Source organism: Rhodococcus sp. FW305-130, from assembly GCF_058788335.1.
Window position 1 is genome coordinate 143,663 of record NZ_JBYTAP010000006.1, and the last position, 18,497, is coordinate 162,159.

The 18,497-nt window shown below is 62.3% G+C and carries 19 protein-coding genes; 10 read left to right on the forward strand and 9 right to left on the reverse strand.

All coding sequences use genetic code 11. From position 1 onward, the window contains the following. The first annotated feature begins 10 nt into the window (after nt 1-10). The 3 genes from AC3WQS_RS19880 to AC3WQS_RS19890 are packed head-to-tail and all read left to right on the forward strand — an operon-like array spanning nt 11 to nt 4,680. The gene (locus AC3WQS_RS19880) at nt 11-1,435 is read left to right on the forward strand and encodes a 3' terminal RNA ribose 2'-O-methyltransferase Hen1 (protein WP_492712347.1); all 1,425 of its coding nucleotides are present in this window, start codon (nt 11-13) and stop codon (nt 1,433-1,435) included. Beyond that, complete coding sequence (locus tag AC3WQS_RS19885) at nt 1,432-3,975, forward strand: polynucleotide kinase-phosphatase (protein ID WP_492712349.1); 2,544 nt, start codon at nt 1,432-1,434, stop codon at nt 3,973-3,975. Before AC3WQS_RS19880 ends, AC3WQS_RS19885 begins: the two co-directional genes overlap by 4 nt. 36 nt (nt 3,976-4,011) lie before the next feature. Then, entirely contained in the window at nt 4,012-4,680 is a 669-nt protein-coding gene (locus tag AC3WQS_RS19890; RefSeq protein ID WP_047888414.1) for a class I SAM-dependent methyltransferase, read from the forward strand. Here AC3WQS_RS19890 and AC3WQS_RS19895 read toward each other — a convergent pair. Continuing rightward, nucleotides 4,641-5,870, reverse strand: coding sequence for an MFS transporter (locus AC3WQS_RS19895; protein ID WP_492712350.1), 1,230 nt, complete (start codon nt 5,868-5,870; stop codon nt 4,641-4,643). The two genes, AC3WQS_RS19890 and AC3WQS_RS19895, sit on opposite strands and share 40 nt — an antisense overlap. A 70-nt stretch (nt 5,871-5,940) precedes the next feature. Here AC3WQS_RS19895 and AC3WQS_RS19900 point away from each other — a divergent pair, with 70 nt between their 5' ends. Together AC3WQS_RS19900 and AC3WQS_RS19905 are read left to right on the forward strand one after the other, a co-directional pair. Continuing rightward, on the forward strand, nt 5,941-6,996 hold the full coding sequence (locus AC3WQS_RS19900; RefSeq protein WP_492712352.1) for a LacI family DNA-binding transcriptional regulator: 1,056 nt from the start codon (nt 5,941-5,943) through the stop codon (nt 6,994-6,996). Nucleotides 6,997-7,030: 34 nt separating this feature from the next. Then, nucleotides 7,031-7,348, forward strand: a complete 318-nt coding sequence (locus tag AC3WQS_RS19905; protein ID WP_492712354.1) for a hypothetical protein — start codon at nt 7,031-7,033, stop codon at nt 7,346-7,348. A 95-nt stretch (nt 7,349-7,443) separates the two neighbouring features. Here the strand turns inward: AC3WQS_RS19905 and AC3WQS_RS19910 are convergent, their stop codons facing one another. Beyond that, nucleotides 7,444-8,262: a helix-turn-helix domain-containing protein gene (locus AC3WQS_RS19910; protein WP_024487806.1), complete on the reverse strand. Its 819-nt coding sequence runs from the start codon at nt 8,260-8,262 to the stop codon at nt 7,444-7,446. Nucleotides 8,263-8,351: 89 nt separating this feature from the next. On the opposite strand from AC3WQS_RS19910, the gene AC3WQS_RS19915 reads away from it, so the two are divergent. Beyond that, nucleotides 8,352-8,723, forward strand: a complete 372-nt coding sequence (locus AC3WQS_RS19915) for a cupin domain-containing protein (RefSeq protein ID WP_047888361.1) — start codon at nt 8,352-8,354, stop codon at nt 8,721-8,723. Here AC3WQS_RS19915 and AC3WQS_RS19920 read toward each other — a convergent pair whose 3' ends face one another. The 4 genes from AC3WQS_RS19920 to AC3WQS_RS19935 form a co-directional block, all read right to left on the reverse strand. Then, nucleotides 8,724-9,452, reverse strand: a complete 729-nt coding sequence (locus AC3WQS_RS19920) for an HD domain-containing protein (protein ID WP_492712355.1) — start codon at nt 9,450-9,452, stop codon at nt 8,724-8,726. A gap of 207 nt (nt 9,453-9,659) precedes the next feature. Next, nucleotides 9,660-10,256 carry a CHAP domain-containing protein gene (locus AC3WQS_RS19925; protein WP_153211197.1) on the reverse strand — a complete coding sequence of 199 codons (597 nt, stop codon included), beginning with the start codon at nt 10,254-10,256 and terminating at the stop codon, nt 9,660-9,662. A 17-nt stretch (nt 10,257-10,273) separates the two neighbouring features. Then, nucleotides 10,274-11,845 (reverse strand): MDR family MFS transporter, encoded by a 1,572-nt coding sequence (locus tag AC3WQS_RS19930; protein WP_492712356.1) that lies wholly within the window; start codon nt 11,843-11,845, stop codon nt 10,274-10,276. A 41-nt stretch (nt 11,846-11,886) separates the two neighbouring features. Beyond that, nucleotides 11,887-12,519, reverse strand: coding sequence for a TetR/AcrR family transcriptional regulator (locus AC3WQS_RS19935; RefSeq protein WP_024487257.1), 633 nt, complete (start codon nt 12,517-12,519; stop codon nt 11,887-11,889). A 114-nt stretch (nt 12,520-12,633) separates the two neighbouring features. On the opposite strand from AC3WQS_RS19935, the gene AC3WQS_RS19940 reads away from it, so the two are divergent. From AC3WQS_RS19940 to AC3WQS_RS19955, 4 genes are all read left to right on the forward strand, one after another. After that, nucleotides 12,634-12,993, forward strand: a complete 360-nt coding sequence (locus AC3WQS_RS19940; RefSeq protein WP_020969567.1) for a zinc ribbon domain-containing protein YjdM — start codon at nt 12,634-12,636, stop codon at nt 12,991-12,993. A gap of 101 nt (nt 12,994-13,094) precedes the next feature. Then, complete coding sequence (locus AC3WQS_RS19945) at nt 13,095-14,126, forward strand: ABC transporter substrate-binding protein (RefSeq protein WP_492712357.1); 1,032 nt, start codon at nt 13,095-13,097, stop codon at nt 14,124-14,126. 51 nt (nt 14,127-14,177) lie between these two features. Then, a complete protein-coding gene (locus AC3WQS_RS19950; RefSeq protein WP_007728052.1) occupies nt 14,178-14,597 on the forward strand; it encodes a DUF1622 domain-containing protein in 420 nt (139 codons plus the stop codon). Between the two features lie 31 nt (nt 14,598-14,628). Continuing rightward, nucleotides 14,629-16,029, forward strand: a complete 1,401-nt coding sequence (locus tag AC3WQS_RS19955) for a DUF2252 domain-containing protein (RefSeq protein ID WP_019748352.1) — start codon at nt 14,629-14,631, stop codon at nt 16,027-16,029. Nucleotides 16,030-16,033: 4 nt separating this feature from the next. On the opposite strand, the gene AC3WQS_RS19960 is transcribed toward AC3WQS_RS19955, so the two are convergent. From AC3WQS_RS19960 to ypfJ, 3 genes are all read right to left on the reverse strand, one after another. After that, nucleotides 16,034-16,750, reverse strand: a complete 717-nt coding sequence (locus tag AC3WQS_RS19960) for an SRPBCC family protein (RefSeq protein WP_060938537.1) — start codon at nt 16,748-16,750, stop codon at nt 16,034-16,036. Nucleotides 16,751-16,752: 2 nt separating this feature from the next. Continuing rightward, entirely contained in the window at nt 16,753-17,364 is a 612-nt protein-coding gene (locus tag AC3WQS_RS19965) for an ArsR/SmtB family transcription factor (protein WP_060938538.1), read from the reverse strand. A 76-nt stretch (nt 17,365-17,440) separates the two neighbouring features. Next, nucleotides 17,441-18,364 (reverse strand): KPN_02809 family neutral zinc metallopeptidase, encoded by a 924-nt coding sequence (ypfJ, locus tag AC3WQS_RS19970; protein WP_003945028.1) that lies wholly within the window; start codon nt 18,362-18,364, stop codon nt 17,441-17,443. Between the last annotated feature and the right edge of the window lie 133 nt (nt 18,365-18,497).

Consider the following 18,497-nt stretch of genomic DNA (forward strand, 5'->3'; position numbering starts at 1 on the left):
CCCCGGACGTTTGCCGGGCTACATTCGCCTGGTGCTACTCACACTGACGTCCACCCCGACCCCGCAGACTCCTGATGCGACCGCGTTGAGCTACCTGCTGCACAAACATCCCGACCGCGTGCAAAGCTTCGACTTGGCGATCGGCACCGCCACGGTTCTGTACCCGGAGGCCACGGCCGAAAAGACCACGGTGGCAGTGATTGTGGACGTCGACCCCATCGAACTTGTGCAGAGTAGGTATCGACGCGGCAAGAGTGGCGACAACTTTTCGCTGGGGGAGTACGTCAACGATCGGCCGTATGCGGCGTCGTCCATACTCTCGGTTGCTCTGTCGAAGCTGTTTCGCACCGCGTTGACGGGAACGTGCAAGTCGCACCCGGAACTCGTCGGAGCCGAACTCGCGTTGACCGTCTCGATTCCGGTGGTTCCGTGTGGCAGCGATGCGGAATTGCCTCGTCGGCTGTTCGAGCCGCTGGGCTGGGACGTGACCGCGATACCGGTGCAGCTTGATCCGCACCTACCGACGTGGGGAAACTCCGACTTCGTGTCGCTGACACTGACCGGGGAACACACGGTGCAGAGTGCCCTACGGCACCTCTACGTGCTGTTGCCCGTCCTCGACGATGTGAAGCACTACTGGGTGGGACCTGACGAGGCAGACAAATTGATCCGCGTCGCTGGAGAGTGGTTGGCGTCGCATCCGGATTCCGCGCTGATCATGTCCCGCTACCTGGCTCGTCGACGCGACCTGGTCGAATCGGTGGTCGATCGACTGATTCCCGAACAAGCTGAGGCGCAGATCGAAGCACCGAGACCGGATCCGCCGCTGGCACGCCTTCGCGTCGACGCAGTTTTGGCGACGCTTCAGCGACTGCACGTGAGAACAATTGTCGACATCGGTTGTGGCGAAGGTAAATTGCTCGAGGCGCTGATGCCGCACGCTCGATTCGACAAACTTGTCGGCGTCGATGTGAGCGCGCGCGAACTGACACGGGCGCAACGCAGATTGAAGTTCACCGAAATGTCCGACGTCCAGCGTGAACGTGTGTCTTTGATGCAGTCGTCCGCGACGTACCGCGACGCACGCTTGAAAGGCTTCGACGCAGCCGTGCTGATGGAGGTGGTCGAGCACGTCGACACGGCGCGCCTGCCGGCGCTGGTCAGATCGGTCTTCGTGGACGCAGCACCGCAGTATGTGCTGCTGACTACTCCGAATGCCGACTACAACGTGCTGTATCCGGCATTGGCCGCGGGAGAGTTCAGGCACCCCGATCACAGGTTCGAGTTCTCACGGACCCAATTCGACGACTGGGCAACCGAAACGGCCCGAGTCCACGGCTATTGCGTGGAGTTCGAATTTATCGGAGCAATTGATCCGGTCCTCGGCGGGCCGACACAGATGGCAATCTTCACGAAGGAGGCACGAACGACATGACGGTGTACGAGATTCCAGATCTCGCCCTGGTAGTACTCATCGGCGTCAGTGGCTCGGGAAAGTCGACCTTTGCGGCGCGCCACTTCGGTGACTACGAAACCCTCTCGAGTGACACATTCAGAGGGTGGGTCAGTGACGATCCGAACTCACAGGAGTCGACGTCCGATGCTTTCGAAGTGCTGGAGTTCGTCGCGGCCAAGCGTTTGCGACGCGGACGCCTCACGGTGGTCGACGCGACCAACGTGCAGCCCGCTGCGCGCAAGCGACTCGTTGCGTTGGCTCGCGAGCACGACATACTGCCGGTGGCAGTCGTGCTCGATGTTCCGGAATCGGTCTGTTCTGCACGAAACGACGCTCGCTCTGATCGGACGTTCGGACGCGACGTGATTCGCCGCCAGCACCAACAGTTGACTCGCTCGCTCCGCGGGTTGGGTAAGGAAGGCTTCCGTTCGGTTCACATCCTCAGAGGTGAGGACGCGGTTTCCGAAGCCACATTCTTGCGCCACCCGCTCCGCAGCGATCTGCGTGTCGAGCGTGGTCCGTTCGACGTCATCGGTGACATCCACGGATGTCGAAGTGAGCTCGAGACGCTCCTCGTGAAACTCGGCTACACCGTCGACTTCGGGACGGATGGCAGAGCTGTCGATGCGGTGCCGCCGGACGGGCGAACTGCCGTCTTCCTCGGTGACTACGTGGATCGAGGTCCGGATTCGGTCGGTGTGCTGCGTCTGGTCATGGGGATGGTCGCGGCGGGACATGCGATAGCGGTTCCGGGTAACCACGAGAACAAACTCGTCAAGGCGCTGCGCGGTAAGAAGGTCACGCCGAGTCACGGACTCGCCGAGACCCTCGAGCAGATGGCCACCGAGTCGGCGGAGTTCCGCGAAAGCGTCGTCGACTTCTGTGACGGTCTCGTCGCGCACCTCGTCCTGGACGACGGCAAACTCGTTGTCGCGCACGCCGGTCTCAAGGAGGACTACCACAACAGGGCCTCCGGCCGAGTGCGAAGCTTTGCGCTCTACGGTGAAACCACCGGTGAGACGGACGAATTCGGCTTGCCCGTTCGATACCCGTGGGCGCAGGACTACCGAGGATCAGCGATGGTCCTCTACGGTCACACTCCGGTGCACGAGGTGGAATGGATCAACAACACCGCGTGCCTCGACACCGGCTGTGTGTTCGGTGGATCCCTCACCGCCCTTCGATACCCGGAACGAGAGATCGTGTCGGTTCCGGCGGAGCAGGTTTGGTACGAGCCGGTGGTACCGCTGGCACCGCCGACTCGCGATCCGGACGTGCTCGATCTCGCCGACGTCCTCGAAACAACAGGCGTCGACACCGAACTGCGCGGTCGAGTGTCCGTTCGCGCCGACAACGCTGCCGGCGCCTTGGAAGTGATGAGCCGATTCGCCGTCGCGCCGCAATGGCTGCGGTACCTACCGCCGACCATGGCGCCCTGCGCGAGCGCCCAATCCGATGATTATCTGGAACACCCGTCGACCGCGTTCGACGCATACCGGGCCGGCGGAATCGGAACAGTGATCTGCGAAGAGAAGCACATGGGTTCGCGGGCAGTGGTGCTCGTGTGCCGTGATCGATCGGTTGCTCAGTCCCGCTTCGACGCACCGGATGCGCTCAGCGGGATGGTGCACACCCGCACCGGCCGCCAGTTCTTCGACGACGACCTGACTCAGCAGTTGATCGACGACATCGCCGCCGCAGTCACCTCCGCTGCGTTGTGGGAAGAGTTGGGCACCGACTGGCTGCTCCTCGACTGCGAACTGTTGCCGTGGAACGTCAAAGCGGAAGGTCTGCTGCGCTCGCAGTACGCGTCGGTCGCGGCGGCCGGGCGATCAGACCTCACAGCTCGCGAGGCCGTGTTGGCGCAGGCCGGGGCGCGGGGCCTGGACGTGGCGGAGATGTTCGAACAGACAACTGTTCGGGCCGCCAGTATCGAGCGCTTCGGAGAGGCGTACCGACGGTACGTGTGGCCGACGAACGGACTGGACGGCGTCACCATCGCGCCGTTCCAGATTCTGGCGGCCGAGGGCAAGTCGTACGGGGAACGGGATCACGAATGGCACCTGGGTATTTCGGACCGCCTGGCCGCGGCCGACCCGAGTCGATTTACCACTACACGTCGCCTGGTGGTCGATCTCGGTTCCGAAGACTCGGTGTCCGAAGCGACGAAGTGGTGGGAGTCACTCACCGGTGACGGTGGTGAGGGGATGGTCGTCAAACCGCTGGCGAATCAGATTCACGGACCGCGGGGGTACAACGCGAAGGTTCAGCCGGGGATCAAGGTCCGCGGCCGGGAGTACCTGCGATTGATCTACGGTGCCGACTACCTCGAACCGTCGACTCTTGCGAGATTGCGTAACCGCAACCTCGGACACAAGCAGTCGATGGCGCTGCGCGAGTACGCGCTCGGCATGGAGGCGGTATCCAGGCTCGTCGACCGTGAACCATTGTGGCGAGCGCACCAGGCCGTGTTCGCAGTGTTGGCTCTCGAATCGGAGCCGGTTGACCCGCGGTTGTGACGGCCGGTGCCCGGGGTCGGATTGATACCGTCGGGTATGGGTGTGATTGCGCGCTTGGACGGTTTCAACCGACGCCATCCGTGGAGTCACAACGATCACTACGGCCGGTGGGTTCTACGTAATCTGCGCGGGGTCAGGTCCGGTCGCGCTCTCGACGTGGGGAGCGGGACCGGCAATCTGATCGACCTCTTGCGGCGGCGGTTCGACGTGGTGGTCGGTGTGGAACCCGACCTGACGACGTCGGCCGCCGTACGCGCAAGGTTTGTCGACGACGAGAACGTGATCATCGAAGCACGGCGGATCGAGGACTTTGCATCCGAGGCGAAGTACGACGCGATCACAGTCGTCGCGGCGTTGCATCATCTTCCACTTGAAGAGTCGATGAAGCGGCTGAGCGGCCTGCTCGAATCGGGCGGGCGGCTCGTCGTGGTCGGGTGTTATCGATCGACCACAGCAACCGACGCACTCCTGTCGGTGTTGGCGACCGTGTGCAATCCCGTCGTCGGCGTCGTCAAGCATCGACGGGTTGCCTCCGAGCCACTGAAGGCGATGACGGTTCCCACCGCGGAACCGGGTGAGTCGATGGCTGACGTCCGACGCGCGGCCGCGTTGTGTTTGCCCGGTAGCCGGATCAGGAGACGACTTTTCTGGCGATACACCCTGATCTACGACGCGACCGTCGCTGCCGCGTCGGTGGGGGAGTGAGTAGACCGCTGCGGTTCGCGGGGAAATGCGCGTCGGCCGAACCCGACTATCACCAACGAACCGATCATCAGAGCGACCCCTATGCCCGCCAGATGTGAGAGCCCGCCACTGTCGACGACGGCCGCACCGAGCAGAGCGCCCGTTGCAATCGCGATCTGGAACACGACGACGTAGATGGCCGAGGCACGGTCGGTCCCGATCGGAGCGGCGCGCAGAACCGAGGACTGGAGGCAGATCGGAACGGTGGTGAACGCCGCACCCCACAAGATCGTGGCGACAACTGCGAACGCTCCCATCGACGGCGCCAAGAGCCAGAAGATGGCCAGCGCGCCTGCCACCGTCGCGATCGAGATGAGCGTGAAGAGACGCGGTCGGCGGTCGTAGTACTTGCCGGCGACCCACACTCCGACTGCGCCGGCGGCGCCGTAGACCAGAAGCATCGCGGTACGGATGCCACCGGACGAGCCGAGGCTTTCCTCCACCAGAAGTGTGAAGAACGTGTACGAAGCGAACTGCCCCAGGGCGGCAAACAGCGTTGCCGCGCAGATGACGGCGAGTGCCCGTTTCATCGCCGGTGTCGGCTTCGGTTTGTCTCGCTTGCTCCGATGGAGTTGATCGACCGGCATTTCGGGCAACGCACGATGCAGTGAGAAAGCGATGACCACTGCCACCACACCGATTGCCGCCGACGCAGTCCGCCAACCCCAGGATTGGCCGATCGCCGAAGACAGTGGACCTCCGAGAACAAATGCGAGAGACGTACCGGCATACACCATCGCGATGGCCTTGCCCTGTTGTCCGCGCGGAACCAGAGTGGCTGCGACCGGGGCAACGACAGCCCAGAACACGCCGTGCGTCGCAGCGCAGAGCAATCGTCCGATCACCAGCATCGGATAGTTGACGGCCAATGCTGCGACCAGTTGCGACACCGCGAGGGTGGCCACCGTCAGAACGACGACGCGTCGTCGCGGCCAGGTTTTGACCGCTCCGATCAGCGGAAGCGTCAAGGCCGCGACACCGTATGCGTAGAAGGTCAGCAGTAGGCCGACACGCCCTTCGGTGACGTCGAGGTCCGTCGAGATTTCGCTGAGCAGTCCGACGGGGAGCATTTCGGCCGTCACGTAGGCGAAGGCTGCTCCGGCCAGTGTCATCAGCCGTAGCGTGGTTGCCTTCGGCAGTCGAGCAGTCATGTTGTGTAACGATACATGTATCGATACACATCTGCGCAATGGATATTTTGCACTCGCTATGCTGATGCTCATGGCCATACGTGCGCAGCGTTCGAGTCGACCGACGATGGCCGACGTCGCCAAGGCCGCAGGCGTGTCGGTGATGTCGGTGTCGTACTCCTTCGCACAGCCCGAGCGCGTGTCTGAATCAACGCGAGCCAAGGTGTTCGCCGCCGCCGAAGAGCTCGAGTACGCGGGCCCTAACCGGGCGGCGCAGTCCTTGCGGAGCGGGAAATTCAATAACATCGCGGTCGTCTTCAGCGAGAAGCTGACGTATGCCTTCGAAGACGCAGTAGCTCGGCGATTCCTCTCGGGAGTCGCCGAAGCGTGCCTGGATGCGAACGCCGGATTGATGATGCTGCCGAACTCGGGGAAACCGGGAGACGTCGACAGAGTTCGCGACGCGGCAGTAGACGGCTTTGTCGTCTGGACCACCGTCTTCGACGATCCCATCCTTGACGCGATTGTCGGCACCGGAAAACCCGCATGCATCCAGGGTGGGCCGTTGCACGAGGGTGTGGATCTCGTCGGGATGGACGATGTTGCCGGCGCCGTTGCGATCGCGGCAGTCGGGTTGTCGGGGGCGCAGCGGCCCGCGGTGATCAGCCTTCCGTGGGATCGTGAGCGTCGGTCCGAGATTCGGATGGCCGTGGATCCAGGTGAAGCGTTCTTTCCGGTGTCCCGCCATCGGCTCGAGGGCTACGAGCGCGCCGTCCGCGACGCGGGCCTCGATTGGCCCTCGGTGCGGGTGGGGGTCGTCACCGTCAACGAGCGGAGCGAGGGTGCGCGGATGGCTCGGTCCCTTCTCGACGTTCCCGAGAGCCGAAGGCCCGATGTCATCTTGGCGATGAGTGACGAACTGGCTCTGGGGGTTCTGGACGCGACCCGTGAACTCGGCCTCGCGCTGCCCGACGATGTCGCAGTCGTCGGATGGGACGACACAACAGCCGCATCGGACGCCGGCTTGACCACAGTTCGCCAGTCCCTGTTCGATCAAGGGCGCAATGCAGCTCGCGTGGTTCTCGGGCTGGACGATGCGGTGGAGCCGGTCGAGTGGTCGGTGCGTCGGCGAACTTCGACACGATGATCACGCCGGTAGTGGTCGACGCTCTGCGTCTTCGGTGGTTCGTTCCTCCGGAACTCCTCGTGACGACACAAATGCCCGTCAGGCGTGGACCGATTTCGACGAGAATGCCTCCACTACCGGAGTGGTTCGCCGTCTACGGCTGATGTCGATGGAGTCCGACATGCTGCCCGACCCGAAGTTTCCGCACGGCCCGAACTGGGGTTGGGCATCGAGGCAATTCGTGTCCGGGTCCGAGCGGTTCTACGAGTTGGCCCGCGCGCCTCGCGCGTTGCGCTCGTATCAGCTGACCGATCGTCAATACGGGCCGCTGCGCGAGGACTTCCTCCTGGTCGACCTCGAGACGGCTGCTTGATCGTTGGGACCTGACACCGTTTTCATTCAGTGGACACTGACTCCAGCTGACCGGAACCAGTGTCTGCTCGACGAAACCTGTGCCAGGTGCTTCGACTAGCGCGCTCTGCCGACCACGTTCAGTGCGTATTTACCGGGCGGCGCCCCGACATGCTTGACGAAGTGCCGCGACAGGTGGGATTGATCGTGGAATCCGACGTCGACGGCCACGTCCGCCAATTCGCGCCCGGCGAGGATTGCGCGTCGCGCCAGATCGATTCGACGTCCCGTCACGTACTTGTGAGGCGGAAGCCCGAAATGCTTCGCGAAGTTCTTGATCAGATACGTGGGGTTCCGTTGCAGGATGTTCGACGCTTCCCGCATCGTGATTCCCGTTGTGAGTCGCGCATCGAGCAGGTCCCGAAGTTGATCGGCAACGCGTTCGTCAACGGTCGGCATGTGACGGGATCGACCTGTGGCCGGTGTGAGGATCTCGTTCAATCTTTCAGCGAGGAACCCCAGGCGACTTTCGGCTTCGAGTGATTCGCCGTGTGGGCCGAGTGCAGAGTGCAGTTGATCGATGCGGTGGCGCAGCAGAGGGTCTCGAATCTCGGGGCTGTCCACCGCCGGGCCTATGAGGACCTCACCGAGAACTGACGTGTCGAGGTAAAGGATTCGTTGACGAAATCCGGCCTCGGTGACCGGAACTCCGTCGTGTGCGATGCCTGGCGGCAACAGAGTCACGATCTCGGGTGCTGCGCCATGAGCGCGATGATCGAGGTCGTATGCAATCGTGCCCCGGTCGACGAGCATCAGAGACCACTGATCGTGCGTGTGTTTGGGATAGGCGTGTCCGACGAAATCGGCATGGAAGACCTCGGTGATTCCCGCGAGGCCCGGTGCCCACGCGGTGATCTGTGCGCCGCGGGGATCCATGTCAGAAACGTACAAGACGCAGCTGCCGCGGGTGACGAAGAGTGGCGGGGTCGTCATCGCGATGGTGTCGCGCCCGAGGGAGGAACAACATGAACAGTTCGGCAACAGCGGTATCGCTCCGCGAGAAGTTCGGTCAGTTCGCCGAGCACTGGTCGCCCAAGAAGATTGCGGCCCTCAATGATTACGAGATCAAGATCGTCAAGATCAAAGGTGAATTCGTCTGGCACTCCCACACCGACACCGACGAAATGTTCCTGGTGACGAAGGGGCAGATTCGAATCCAACTCCGAAACGGAGATGTTCCACTGGGGCCCGGTGAACTGTTCGTGGTACCTCGCGGAGTCGAACATTGCCCGATCGCCGAGGAAGAAGCGGAGGTGATGTTGATCGAACCCGTCGGCGTGGTGAATACCGGGAACGTCGGAGGGCCGCGAACTGCAGTGCTCGAGGACTTTTCGTAGTTACCGGCTCTTCCAATCCAGGGGATTGGTACGCAACGGCAGGGCCATTCCCGATCTCCAGAGCGTCGCCGCGCGAGAGTGCGGACGGAGCTCGACCTCGCGCCGCATCGATTGCGCGAACTCGTCGGTGAACCCTGTTCGCGGGTACTCCGCGATTGTTGCATCAACAGTTGCTCGCGGAATTTCGGGCGCACGCCGACCGGCAACGTCGAAATGCGCTGCGGCATGCAGTAGATAGGCGTCAGCGCCCGCGCCGCGGTCGACGGTCAGATCCATGTGTAGACGGATCGCTTCGCCGATTCGCCGTACCGACCTCTCCGAAGTTCCCACTCGGGTCGCGAGTTCTTCTGCGTCTGCGGCACTGATGTAGGTGAAACACCCGTGCTCGGCCGATCCTTCTGCGCCCAGTCCGACATCGTGAAGGGCGCACGCAGTGAAGAGATCTTCGGGGTCGTACTCGATCGCATCGATCTGCGCGAAGGCGTCGGCCCAGATCCAGCAGCGCAGGCTGTGGTTCAAGACCGCGGGGGAGAGGGTTCCTCTGGCGTGATCGAGCGCTTCGCTGCACAGCTTGGTGTCGGGGAGTGGGCGTTTGCGCAGTTCGGGTGTGCGAGCGGGGTAGCGGCCGAGCCGCAGCCGGAGCATCGACGGCGTGCTCATGGCCTGCGTAGCAGCCGCGCGGGCCATGAGTTGTATCTGCTCGAGAGTGGTGAGCTCACCAGGGCGCATCGAATTCCTGTTCTGGGTGGGGGACAGCTGGATACGAATCTAGTTGGCAGGGAAACTTCTTCACAGATGTCTAATATCTGTCAATGACGGAAACACGGAATTATCCGAATATTGGTTGATAGCAAGTGCCATCCAACGGCAACCCCGAATCTGTAGCCTCACCTCTGCACATCGCAAGAACCATCAAGCTACGACGGCGGGGGTGGCTCAGATGACGCCGAACCCGACGATCCCCGGGACTTCCGACGGGACGATGCGATGGAGCATGACCTTGTTGTTCTCGTTGCCGCCGACGGTCGTCAGAGTGCCGCCGTCGTTGACCAGAACGACGTTGACGTGTTGGCCGAAGGGGCTCGAGTCGCCGTACAGGATCGTGTCGCCGACCTTGGGCTGGTAGTCCTGACCGTAGGGGACAAACGCGTCGACGGACTCGTAATACTCCTGCAGCGTGTACACCCCGGGGATGCGCCACGACCCTGAGTTGGGGTTCGAGAACGGCGTGCCGATCTGGTTCATCGACCAGCTCACGAAATCGGCACACCACGATTCTTCGACACCCTCGGCGTACTTGGTGCCGGGACTCCCTGACTCCCACTCCTGCTCGAGGACGCCCAGTAACGCACTCTGCTGAGCGCCGAGAATGCTGTGGTCGACGGCCGGGAACGAATCGAGATTCTCGCCGGCAAGAGCGTCGTCGCCGCGCGCGAACCACCACAGTGCGCCGGCGACAACTACGACCACCACAACGCCGAATACGCCCAGAACAGCGAGAGTGCGTCTGGGCGTATTCGGTGCGTGCGACATCACGCCACGATAGTCAATTACTCGAGCGGGGGTGCCGAGCGATCGATCGTCGTCGCGAGTGGCTTCTCCTTGACGAAGAGCAACAGGACAACTGCCGCGATGACCAAGGGGACGAGGTACAGGAAGATCGGCGCCAGCGCGTCGTTGTACGCACCGACGATGATCTCGCGAACCTGGCTGGGCAACTTCCAGAGGATTCCCGGGGTCAAGGAGTTCTCGTCACCACCGACCGCGCCGCCATTCGCGGGGAGTCGCTCGGCCAGGAGATTGGTCAGACGCGAGGCGAACAGGCTGCCCACGATCGCGCTGCCCAACGACGCACCGATCTGACGGAAGAAGTTGTTCGACGCGGTGGCCGTTCCCACTTCCGCCGCGGGGAAGGTGTTTTGCACGATCAAGATCAAGATCTGCATGACGAGGCCGAGGCCGATACCCATGAGTGCGATGTAGCAACCGAAGACCAGCAGTGAGGTCGACGGCGTCAGACGTGAGAGCAGGACAAGAGCGACTGCGACGATGGATGTTCCGACGATGGGGAAGATCTTGTAGCGGCCGGTCTTGCTGACCAGCTGACCGGATCCGATGGAGGCGACCAGCAGGCCTGCCATCATCGGAATCATCATCAGTCCTGCTTCGGTGGCGTTCTTACCGGTCACCATCTGGATGTAGGTCGGCAGGTAGGCGAGCGCACCGAACATCGCGATGCCGATGATCAGACCCGCGACCGTGGTCAACACGAAGTTTCGTTGAGCGAACAGGTGCATCGGAATTACCGGTTCGTCAGCACGCTTCTCAACGAAGACAAACGCCACTGCGGTCACGATGCAGCCGACGATCAACCCGATGATGACGCCTGACCCCCAGGCGTAGGTGTTGCCGCCCCAAGTGGTGAACAGGATCAGACAGGTTGCGGCCGTTGCGACCAAGACCATTCCCAGATAGTCGATGCGAGGCTTGCCGAGGTTCGGCTTCCGCAGGTGAAGGAATGCCATTGCGCTCGCGATGGCGAGGAGCCCGAGGGGGATGTTGATCCAGAATGCCCAGCGCCAGCCGATGCCCTCGGTGAACCATCCACCGAGAAGGGGGCCGGCAACCGAAGCCAGTGCGAACACGCCGCCCATCGCACCCATGTACCGGCCGCGTTGCCTGGCGGGGACGACGTCGGCGATGATCGCCTGGGACAGCAGGATCAATCCGCCGCCGCCGAGTCCTTGCACGGCTCGACCAGCGATGAGTGTGGTCATGTCGTGGGACAGGCCGCCGATCACCGAACCGACGATGAAAATGCTGATGGCGCCGATGAAGAGGCCCTTGCGGCCGATCAGGTCACCGAGTTTTCCGTACACCGGCATCATGACGGTCGAGGCGAGGATGTATGCCGTCGTCACCCAGACCATGTGGTTGACGCCGTTCAATTCACCCACGATGGTCGGGAGCGCGGTGCTGAAGATCATCTGGTCGAGCGATGCCAGAAGCATCGTGATCATAAGCCCGACAAAAACGAGGATGATCGACCGTTTGTCCGGCGCGGCCTCGGTATCGGTATGCGTGCCGTCGGGCTCGACGGTCGCAGCTTCTCGAGTGGACATGTAGTTCCTTAGTTGAGTGACAGCTGGTGCGAGAGTGTGGATCAGCTCTCGGACCTGAGTATTCGAGCCATCAGGAGTAGCGCCGGATCAAGCAAGTCGGTTCTGGGGCTTGCCCGTTCACTGTTCTGCCATTTTCGGAAGACGTAACGCATCGCGGCGCCTGCGGTGATGACCGTTGCCGTGGCTTCGTCGGCAGCGGCTGTATCCGAGTGCAGGCGGCGATACTCGGTTCTGTGCGACAACTCCCGCGTGAGGATCCGGGTGAGCGTGTCTTCAAGATCGTGGAAGGTGGCCAGATGTTGTTGCAACAGCGTGGGATGACGTTCGAACAATTCGCGTCGATGCGCGAGCAGATCGGGTCGCTCGTCGACGATCTGCATCGCCGCCTCGAAGACCGCGAGGGCGCCGCGCAGCGGATCGTCCGGGTGCTCGCCGATGAGCGTGAGCATGGTTGCCTCACTTGGCACGACGAGCATGAGCCCACCGATCGCCGCGTCCTTGGTGGGGAAGTAGTTGAAGAACGTGCGGGTCGACAGATTGCAGGCCTCGCAGATCTTCTCGACGGTCACTTCGTCATAGCCCAGGTCGAGGACGAGTTCGACGGCAGTGTGCTCGATCAGCTGCCTCGTCGCAATTCGTTTTCGTTCGCGCAATCCGAGAGTTTCGGTTCCCATTTCATCCATAATTGCACAGAGTGCAAAGTTTCATCGAATGCAATATTTCGCCCAAGAATGCCTCATGAAATGCAAAAAATGGGGATCGGGTGCCTGGTGGATAGGATGAACCGCGTGGAAGACACCTTGCCCCCTTGCCCCGAATGCGCCGGCGAATACACCTACGAGATGGGCGCGTTGATGGTCTGCCCGTCCTGCGCGCACGAGTGGGCGCCGACCGATAGTGCCGGCGAGGACTCGGGTGTGGTGAAACTGGGTGTGGTGAAAGATGCCGTAGGCAACATCCTTGCGGACGGAGACACGGTGACGGTCGTCAAGACGCTCAAGGTGAAGGGCAGTCCGACCGGCATCAAGTCAGGTACGAAAGTGCGCAACATCCGCCTTGTTCAGGGCGTTGGCGACCACGACATCGACTGCAAGGTCGACGGCATCGGACCGATGCAATTGAAGTCGAGCGTCGTCAAGAAGGTGTGACCGGACAGCGATAGATGTCGGCTCGAAATCCTGTTCAGTTTCGACGGTTCGATAGCCACAATCGAGGAGATCTTCGACCGCTCGAACGAATGGACCGAACTGTGCCGAACTCGATCTGCCTGGCGCCCGCACTCGATAACACCACACTCGATACAGACGAGCGGTGGGAACGCATCGTCGATGCGCTGACACGCAGGGGATTCCTCGGCGCCGGGCTCGGTGTCGCGGCTGCGACATTGCTGGCAGCGTGCAGCAGCGACGAAAACGGCTCGGCGCCAAGTGGTCTCGTCACAGTGCAGGATGAGACGGGCAGAGTCGAGATTCCGTCGGATCCGCAGCGAATGGTCATCGCCCACGTCAGCGCCATGGCGACGGTCCTCGACCTCGGTGTGCCGCCGGAGAAGATCGTCGGCGGCTTCTTCGGTCTCGAAGGGGTGGGCGGCGACGCGGTGTTGCGCACGATGCCGGAGGCGGCGAACATCCCGAACCTCGGCACGGCGGGAACGTGGAACAAGGAAGCGATCATCGGCGCGTCGCCGGATCTGATCGTCATGCTCCTGACCGCCGGAAATGCTTATGCGGCAAAGTCCTACGACGAACTCTCTGCGACCGGTGTTCCAGTGTTCGCCGGCTTCAACGGGTACCTCACGTGGGACGAGATGAAGAAGTTGGTCACCTCGATGGGCGTCGCGGTCCGACGGGAAGAAGCTGCTGCGGAATTGAACGCGAGAACGGAAGAGCGCCTCCTCGCAATCAAGGATCGGCTCTCGGCCCTCGGCTCGCTACCGTCGGTGATGCTGCTGCGTACCGGCGAGAACGGTGTCGTCTACAACCAGGTCGACGCTCTTCTCGATGCTCTCGGTTTCCCGGGCGATCGAGCTACATCGGAGGAGTTCACCCGCACACTCACAGCGGAGCAACTCGATCAGGTGACCAGCGACGTGATCATCGTGGGTGCATTCCAGGACCAGCAGGACGTCCGCGCGCAGTTGGCAATGAACCCGCTCTGGGAGCGTCTTCCCGCTGTCCGCTCGGGGAACGTCCATTACGTCGACGACAGCCTGTGGGGCTCGGGCTATTCTCCTCGCGCGACCGAGCTGCGACTCGACGACATCGAGCGGATCTTCAGCTGACTCCGTCGTGTCACCTCGACTTATCGGTGCATTACCTCGAGAATCATGATCATGGACAAAATCAGGTTCTTCGAGCTTGTCACCGAATGGTTCGAAGTACTCGGTGTTGTCGCCATGGTCCTCGGGTTCGTGTTCGCATTCGTGATCGCGGGGCGCGCCTGGAGTCGAACGCGCGACGGTAGTTCAGCGTTTCGCACTCTGCGCGAGACGATGGGTGCGGTCATCCTTCTCGGGCTCGAGATCCTTGTCGCCGCTGATCTGGTGAAGACTGTGACGTCTTCACCGTCGCTGACCGACGCCGCAGTTCTGGGCATGATCGTTCTGATTCGGACCGTGTTGAGCCTGTCGATTCAGATCGAGATCGACGGGGTACTTCCGTGGCGCAAGGCGTTGGTGTCAAGTCCGGAACTCCTGGTACGCGCAGCGCGCGGATCAGGAGGCCGAACGACGCCCGACGCGTCGAGTTCGTAGCGATAGCCGTTGCGAGTGAAAGGTCGGGCAGATGACAGCAGTGCGTACCGAGCATCCCACTGTCGACGAGAGGCGGGCGCGCGGTCGCCAGGCGCGTAGAGATACGCCATTGGCCGCGCTCGCGGATCTGACTGAGAGTGACCGCGATCCGATATCACTGCTGGAATTGCAGGCGAAGTCGCGGGTACAGGACCTGGTGCCCATCCGATACGGGCGCATGTCGGCGTCCCGGTTCTCGTTCTTCCGTGGTGCTGCCCTGGTGATGACGGACGACTTGTCCCGAAGCCCTGATTCCGGCCTGAACAGCCAACTCTGCGGCGACGCACACCTGAGCAACTTCGGTATCTATGCGACGCCCGAGCGAAAGCTCGCGTTCGACATCAACGACTTCGACGAAACGTACCCGGGGCCGTTCGAATGGGACGTGAAACGACTGGCCGCCAGTTTGGCGATCGCAGCGAAGGACAACGGATACTCCGGCAAAGAGCGTAAGAAGATCGTTCGCGGGTGTGCGGCCGAGTATCGCGAAACCCTGATCGCTCAGGCAGGATTGGGGAACCTTGCAGTCTGGTACGCGCACATCGCACCCGAAGACGGACTGGAAGAACTTCGCGTCGATTTGAAGAAGCGAATGCTCGAGCGGACCCAGGCGACGTTGGACAAGGCTCGTCGCCGAGACAGCGCTCAGGCTGCCGGAAAATTCACCGAAATCGTCGACGGGAGAAGGCGGTTCATCAGTGACCCGCCGCTGATCGTGCCGGCAGAGGAATTGTTCGCGGGCACCGACCTCACTCAGATCGAGGAGTTGCTACGTCAGCGCGTTCGTTCCTATCGAAGCACGTTGCAGTGGGACCGTCGGGTGTTGCTCGAAAGCTTCGAGATGACGCACATCGCGCGGAAAGTTGTCGGTGTCGGGAGCGTCGGAACGCGCGCGTGGATGATCCTGATGAAAGGCGTCGACGACGACGATCCGTTGATCCTGCAGGTCAAGGAGGCGCAGCCGTCCGTTCTCTCGGCGTACGTCGATGGCCCCACCTTCTCCAACGAGGGCGAACGAGTAGTGAACGGGCAGCGCCTGATGCAGGCCACCAGTGACATCTTCCTGGGGTGGGAGCGCGGACCGGGACTCGACGAGGATGAGCACGACTTCTACATCCGCCAACTTCGGGACGGCAAGGGATCAGCGGTCATCGAAACCATGAAACCCGAAGGGATGGAACTCTACGGGCGACTATGCGCGAGGGTCCTGGCCTATGCGCATGCTCGCTCGTCCGATCGGATTGCGATCGCCGAATATCTCGGTGACGGAACCGAATTCGATTTCGCGATCGGGGAGTTCGCGGCTGCCTACGCCAAACGCAACGCACGCGATCATGCCGCTTTGCTGACCGCGATCGACGACGGTCGCGTGTCAGCAGAGCGGGGAGTGTGACGACTCAGGCGAACACGCCGTCGAGCCAGGCCTGCCACGCTGTCGTTGCTGATCCACCGTCAGCGCCCTCTGCGAAGAGGTGATGGGCCGCGTCGACGGTGCCGCCGAAGGCGTTTCGTCCGTAGAACCGCAGCAATGCGTCCTCGGTACGCAAGCCGATGAACCAGTCGTTGATGTAGTCGACAATCGCGTCGACGGTTCCGATTCCGGGGACTTCCACCGACGTGGCGTCACCGACAGCGGTGCCCGAGGTGATTCCGAGGGCGCTGCGAAGCGTTCCCATCGCTTGCGGCGAGGACGAGGATTCCGGGCCTTCGGCCGAGACATAGGTGACGGGTTTGCCGGCGAAGTACCGCACGTATTGTCCGAGACTGTGCAGGTAGAAGTCCGTGTGCTTACCCGCGCCGTCGTACTGGTTGTCCCAGTCCTCGGCAAACACTCCGGCATGGACGTAGCGGACAACGGCGGTGCTCTCGTCGCGGGCCTCGACGACGTACTCGAGGTTGTTGAACCAGCCGTCGGGGCCTTGCATGTGGATGGCGAGCTCGCGGGGCGGCTCCCACGTCGCGATGATCGGGCTGTCCGGACTACTGCCGTCCGCAGGGATTTCGAGCGGAGACGGGAACATCCAGCCGGCCGTCTCTGCCGAGATCGCGGCCCAGATCTGCTCGGGAGTTCCGGGGACGACCACCTCGCGGCGGATTTCGAATTTCTCGGACATCGCTACTGCTCCGTTTCGGGTGTGGTGACGTGGGGTGTGGTGAGACTGGGATGCAGGGCGACAACCAAGCGGTGTTTGCGCCCGGCTTCGGAATTGCCGTCGTGGTATTTGGCCACAAGTGAGTTGATCGACTCCCCGAGTTCGCCGGCGAAGGCGGCGCGGTCGGCCGCCGTGGCAAAGATGATGTCGCTGTCGATGGCAAAGGACGCCAACGGTTTTCCGGCCGCAGTTGCGCCGGCGATCAGTTCGCCGACCTCTCGGACGATCCGCGCCGCGAGAGTGACGAGCCAGCGCGCCGAGAGCTGATCCGGGAACCGGCTCGGGTCCGGCGCGAGCGCCGACATTGCAGCGGGGGAGATGACGTACGACGCGGCGCTGGCCTGCATGATCCGCTCCGTCATGTTTCCCCGCTTGCGCTCCTCGACGAGTTCGACGAGTCCGTGTTCCTCGAGAGTGCGCAAGTGGTAATTGATCTTCTGGCGTGTCAAACCCACTCGGGGTGCCAGCGAGGATGCTGATGCCGGAACTGCCAGTTCAGCCAGAATCCGTTGGCGGATCGGATCGAGCGAGGCCTCGGCAGCTGCGGGACGATCGATGACTGCAACTTCCAACATGAGAAAACCATCCCACCGACAACCAAATCTGTCAAGACAGAAAAAATTGTCGGCGGGATGGTATTTCGGAGGTTCTCTACCGCTTCAGATCGGGCGGATTGTTCAGATCCCGCGCCGAGTACGTGTCACACGACGAGATCTGGCCGGTCTGGTATCCGGTCATGAACCACGCCTGACGCTGTGCCGAGGAACCGTGTGTCCAGCCTTCAGGGTTGACCCGACCGGTCGTGGACTTCTGGATACGGTCGTCGCCCACCGACGAGGCGGCGGACAACGCGTCGCGAATGTCGTCTTTTGACAAGGGCTTCAGGAACGGTTGACCGGTCGCCTGATCGGGAATCGTGTCGGCAAAATGCGCCCAGACGCCTGCGTAGCAATCGGCCTGGAGTTCGGTGCGAACCGCACCCGACTGCTCACCCTGCGGGTCGGCCTGCGCGCGGCCGATGTCGCCGAGCTGATTCTGGATGTGATGTCCGAACTCGTGAGCGACCACGTACTCCTGTGCGAGCGGTCCGGCACTGGAACCGAAACGGTCGACGAGCAATTGGAAGAAGCTCGTATCGAAGTACGCCGTTTGGTCCGCCGGGCAGTAGAACGGACCGACATCGCTCGACGCCTGGCCGCAACCGGTGTTGACCGAACCGCTGAACAGAATGACTTCGGGTCGCACGTACGCCGTACCGGTCTGCTTGACCAACTGCTGTTCCCAAACGTCGTCGAGGCTTCCGACGGTCAGTGTGACGCGGCAGTTCACATCGGCGTTTGCCTGAGCGCCGGTGCACTCGTCGACCGACGACAGTCCGGTCGACGAACTCGAAGTTTCGGTGGACGTGCCCAGTAGTGAGCCGGGGTCACCGCCGAACAACAGTGCCAGGATCAGAACGATGATGCCGCCCGCGCCACCGCCGATCGCGATTTTGCCGCCGCGGCCACCGCCGCCCCCGCCGCCTTGAACCTGAACGCGTCCCGCTTCGCCGCGGGCCCCCTCGTTGAAGGTCATCTATGTCCGCTTTCTGCTGTCGTGAACAAGTGCTTGCCGTCACTTCTGGAGATAGCTTCGCATGGGATGCGGGTCCGCGTTTCCGCTCTGCGCAGTTCGCTCCGTAGGATCGCAGGCAAAGTAGTCGGTCGTC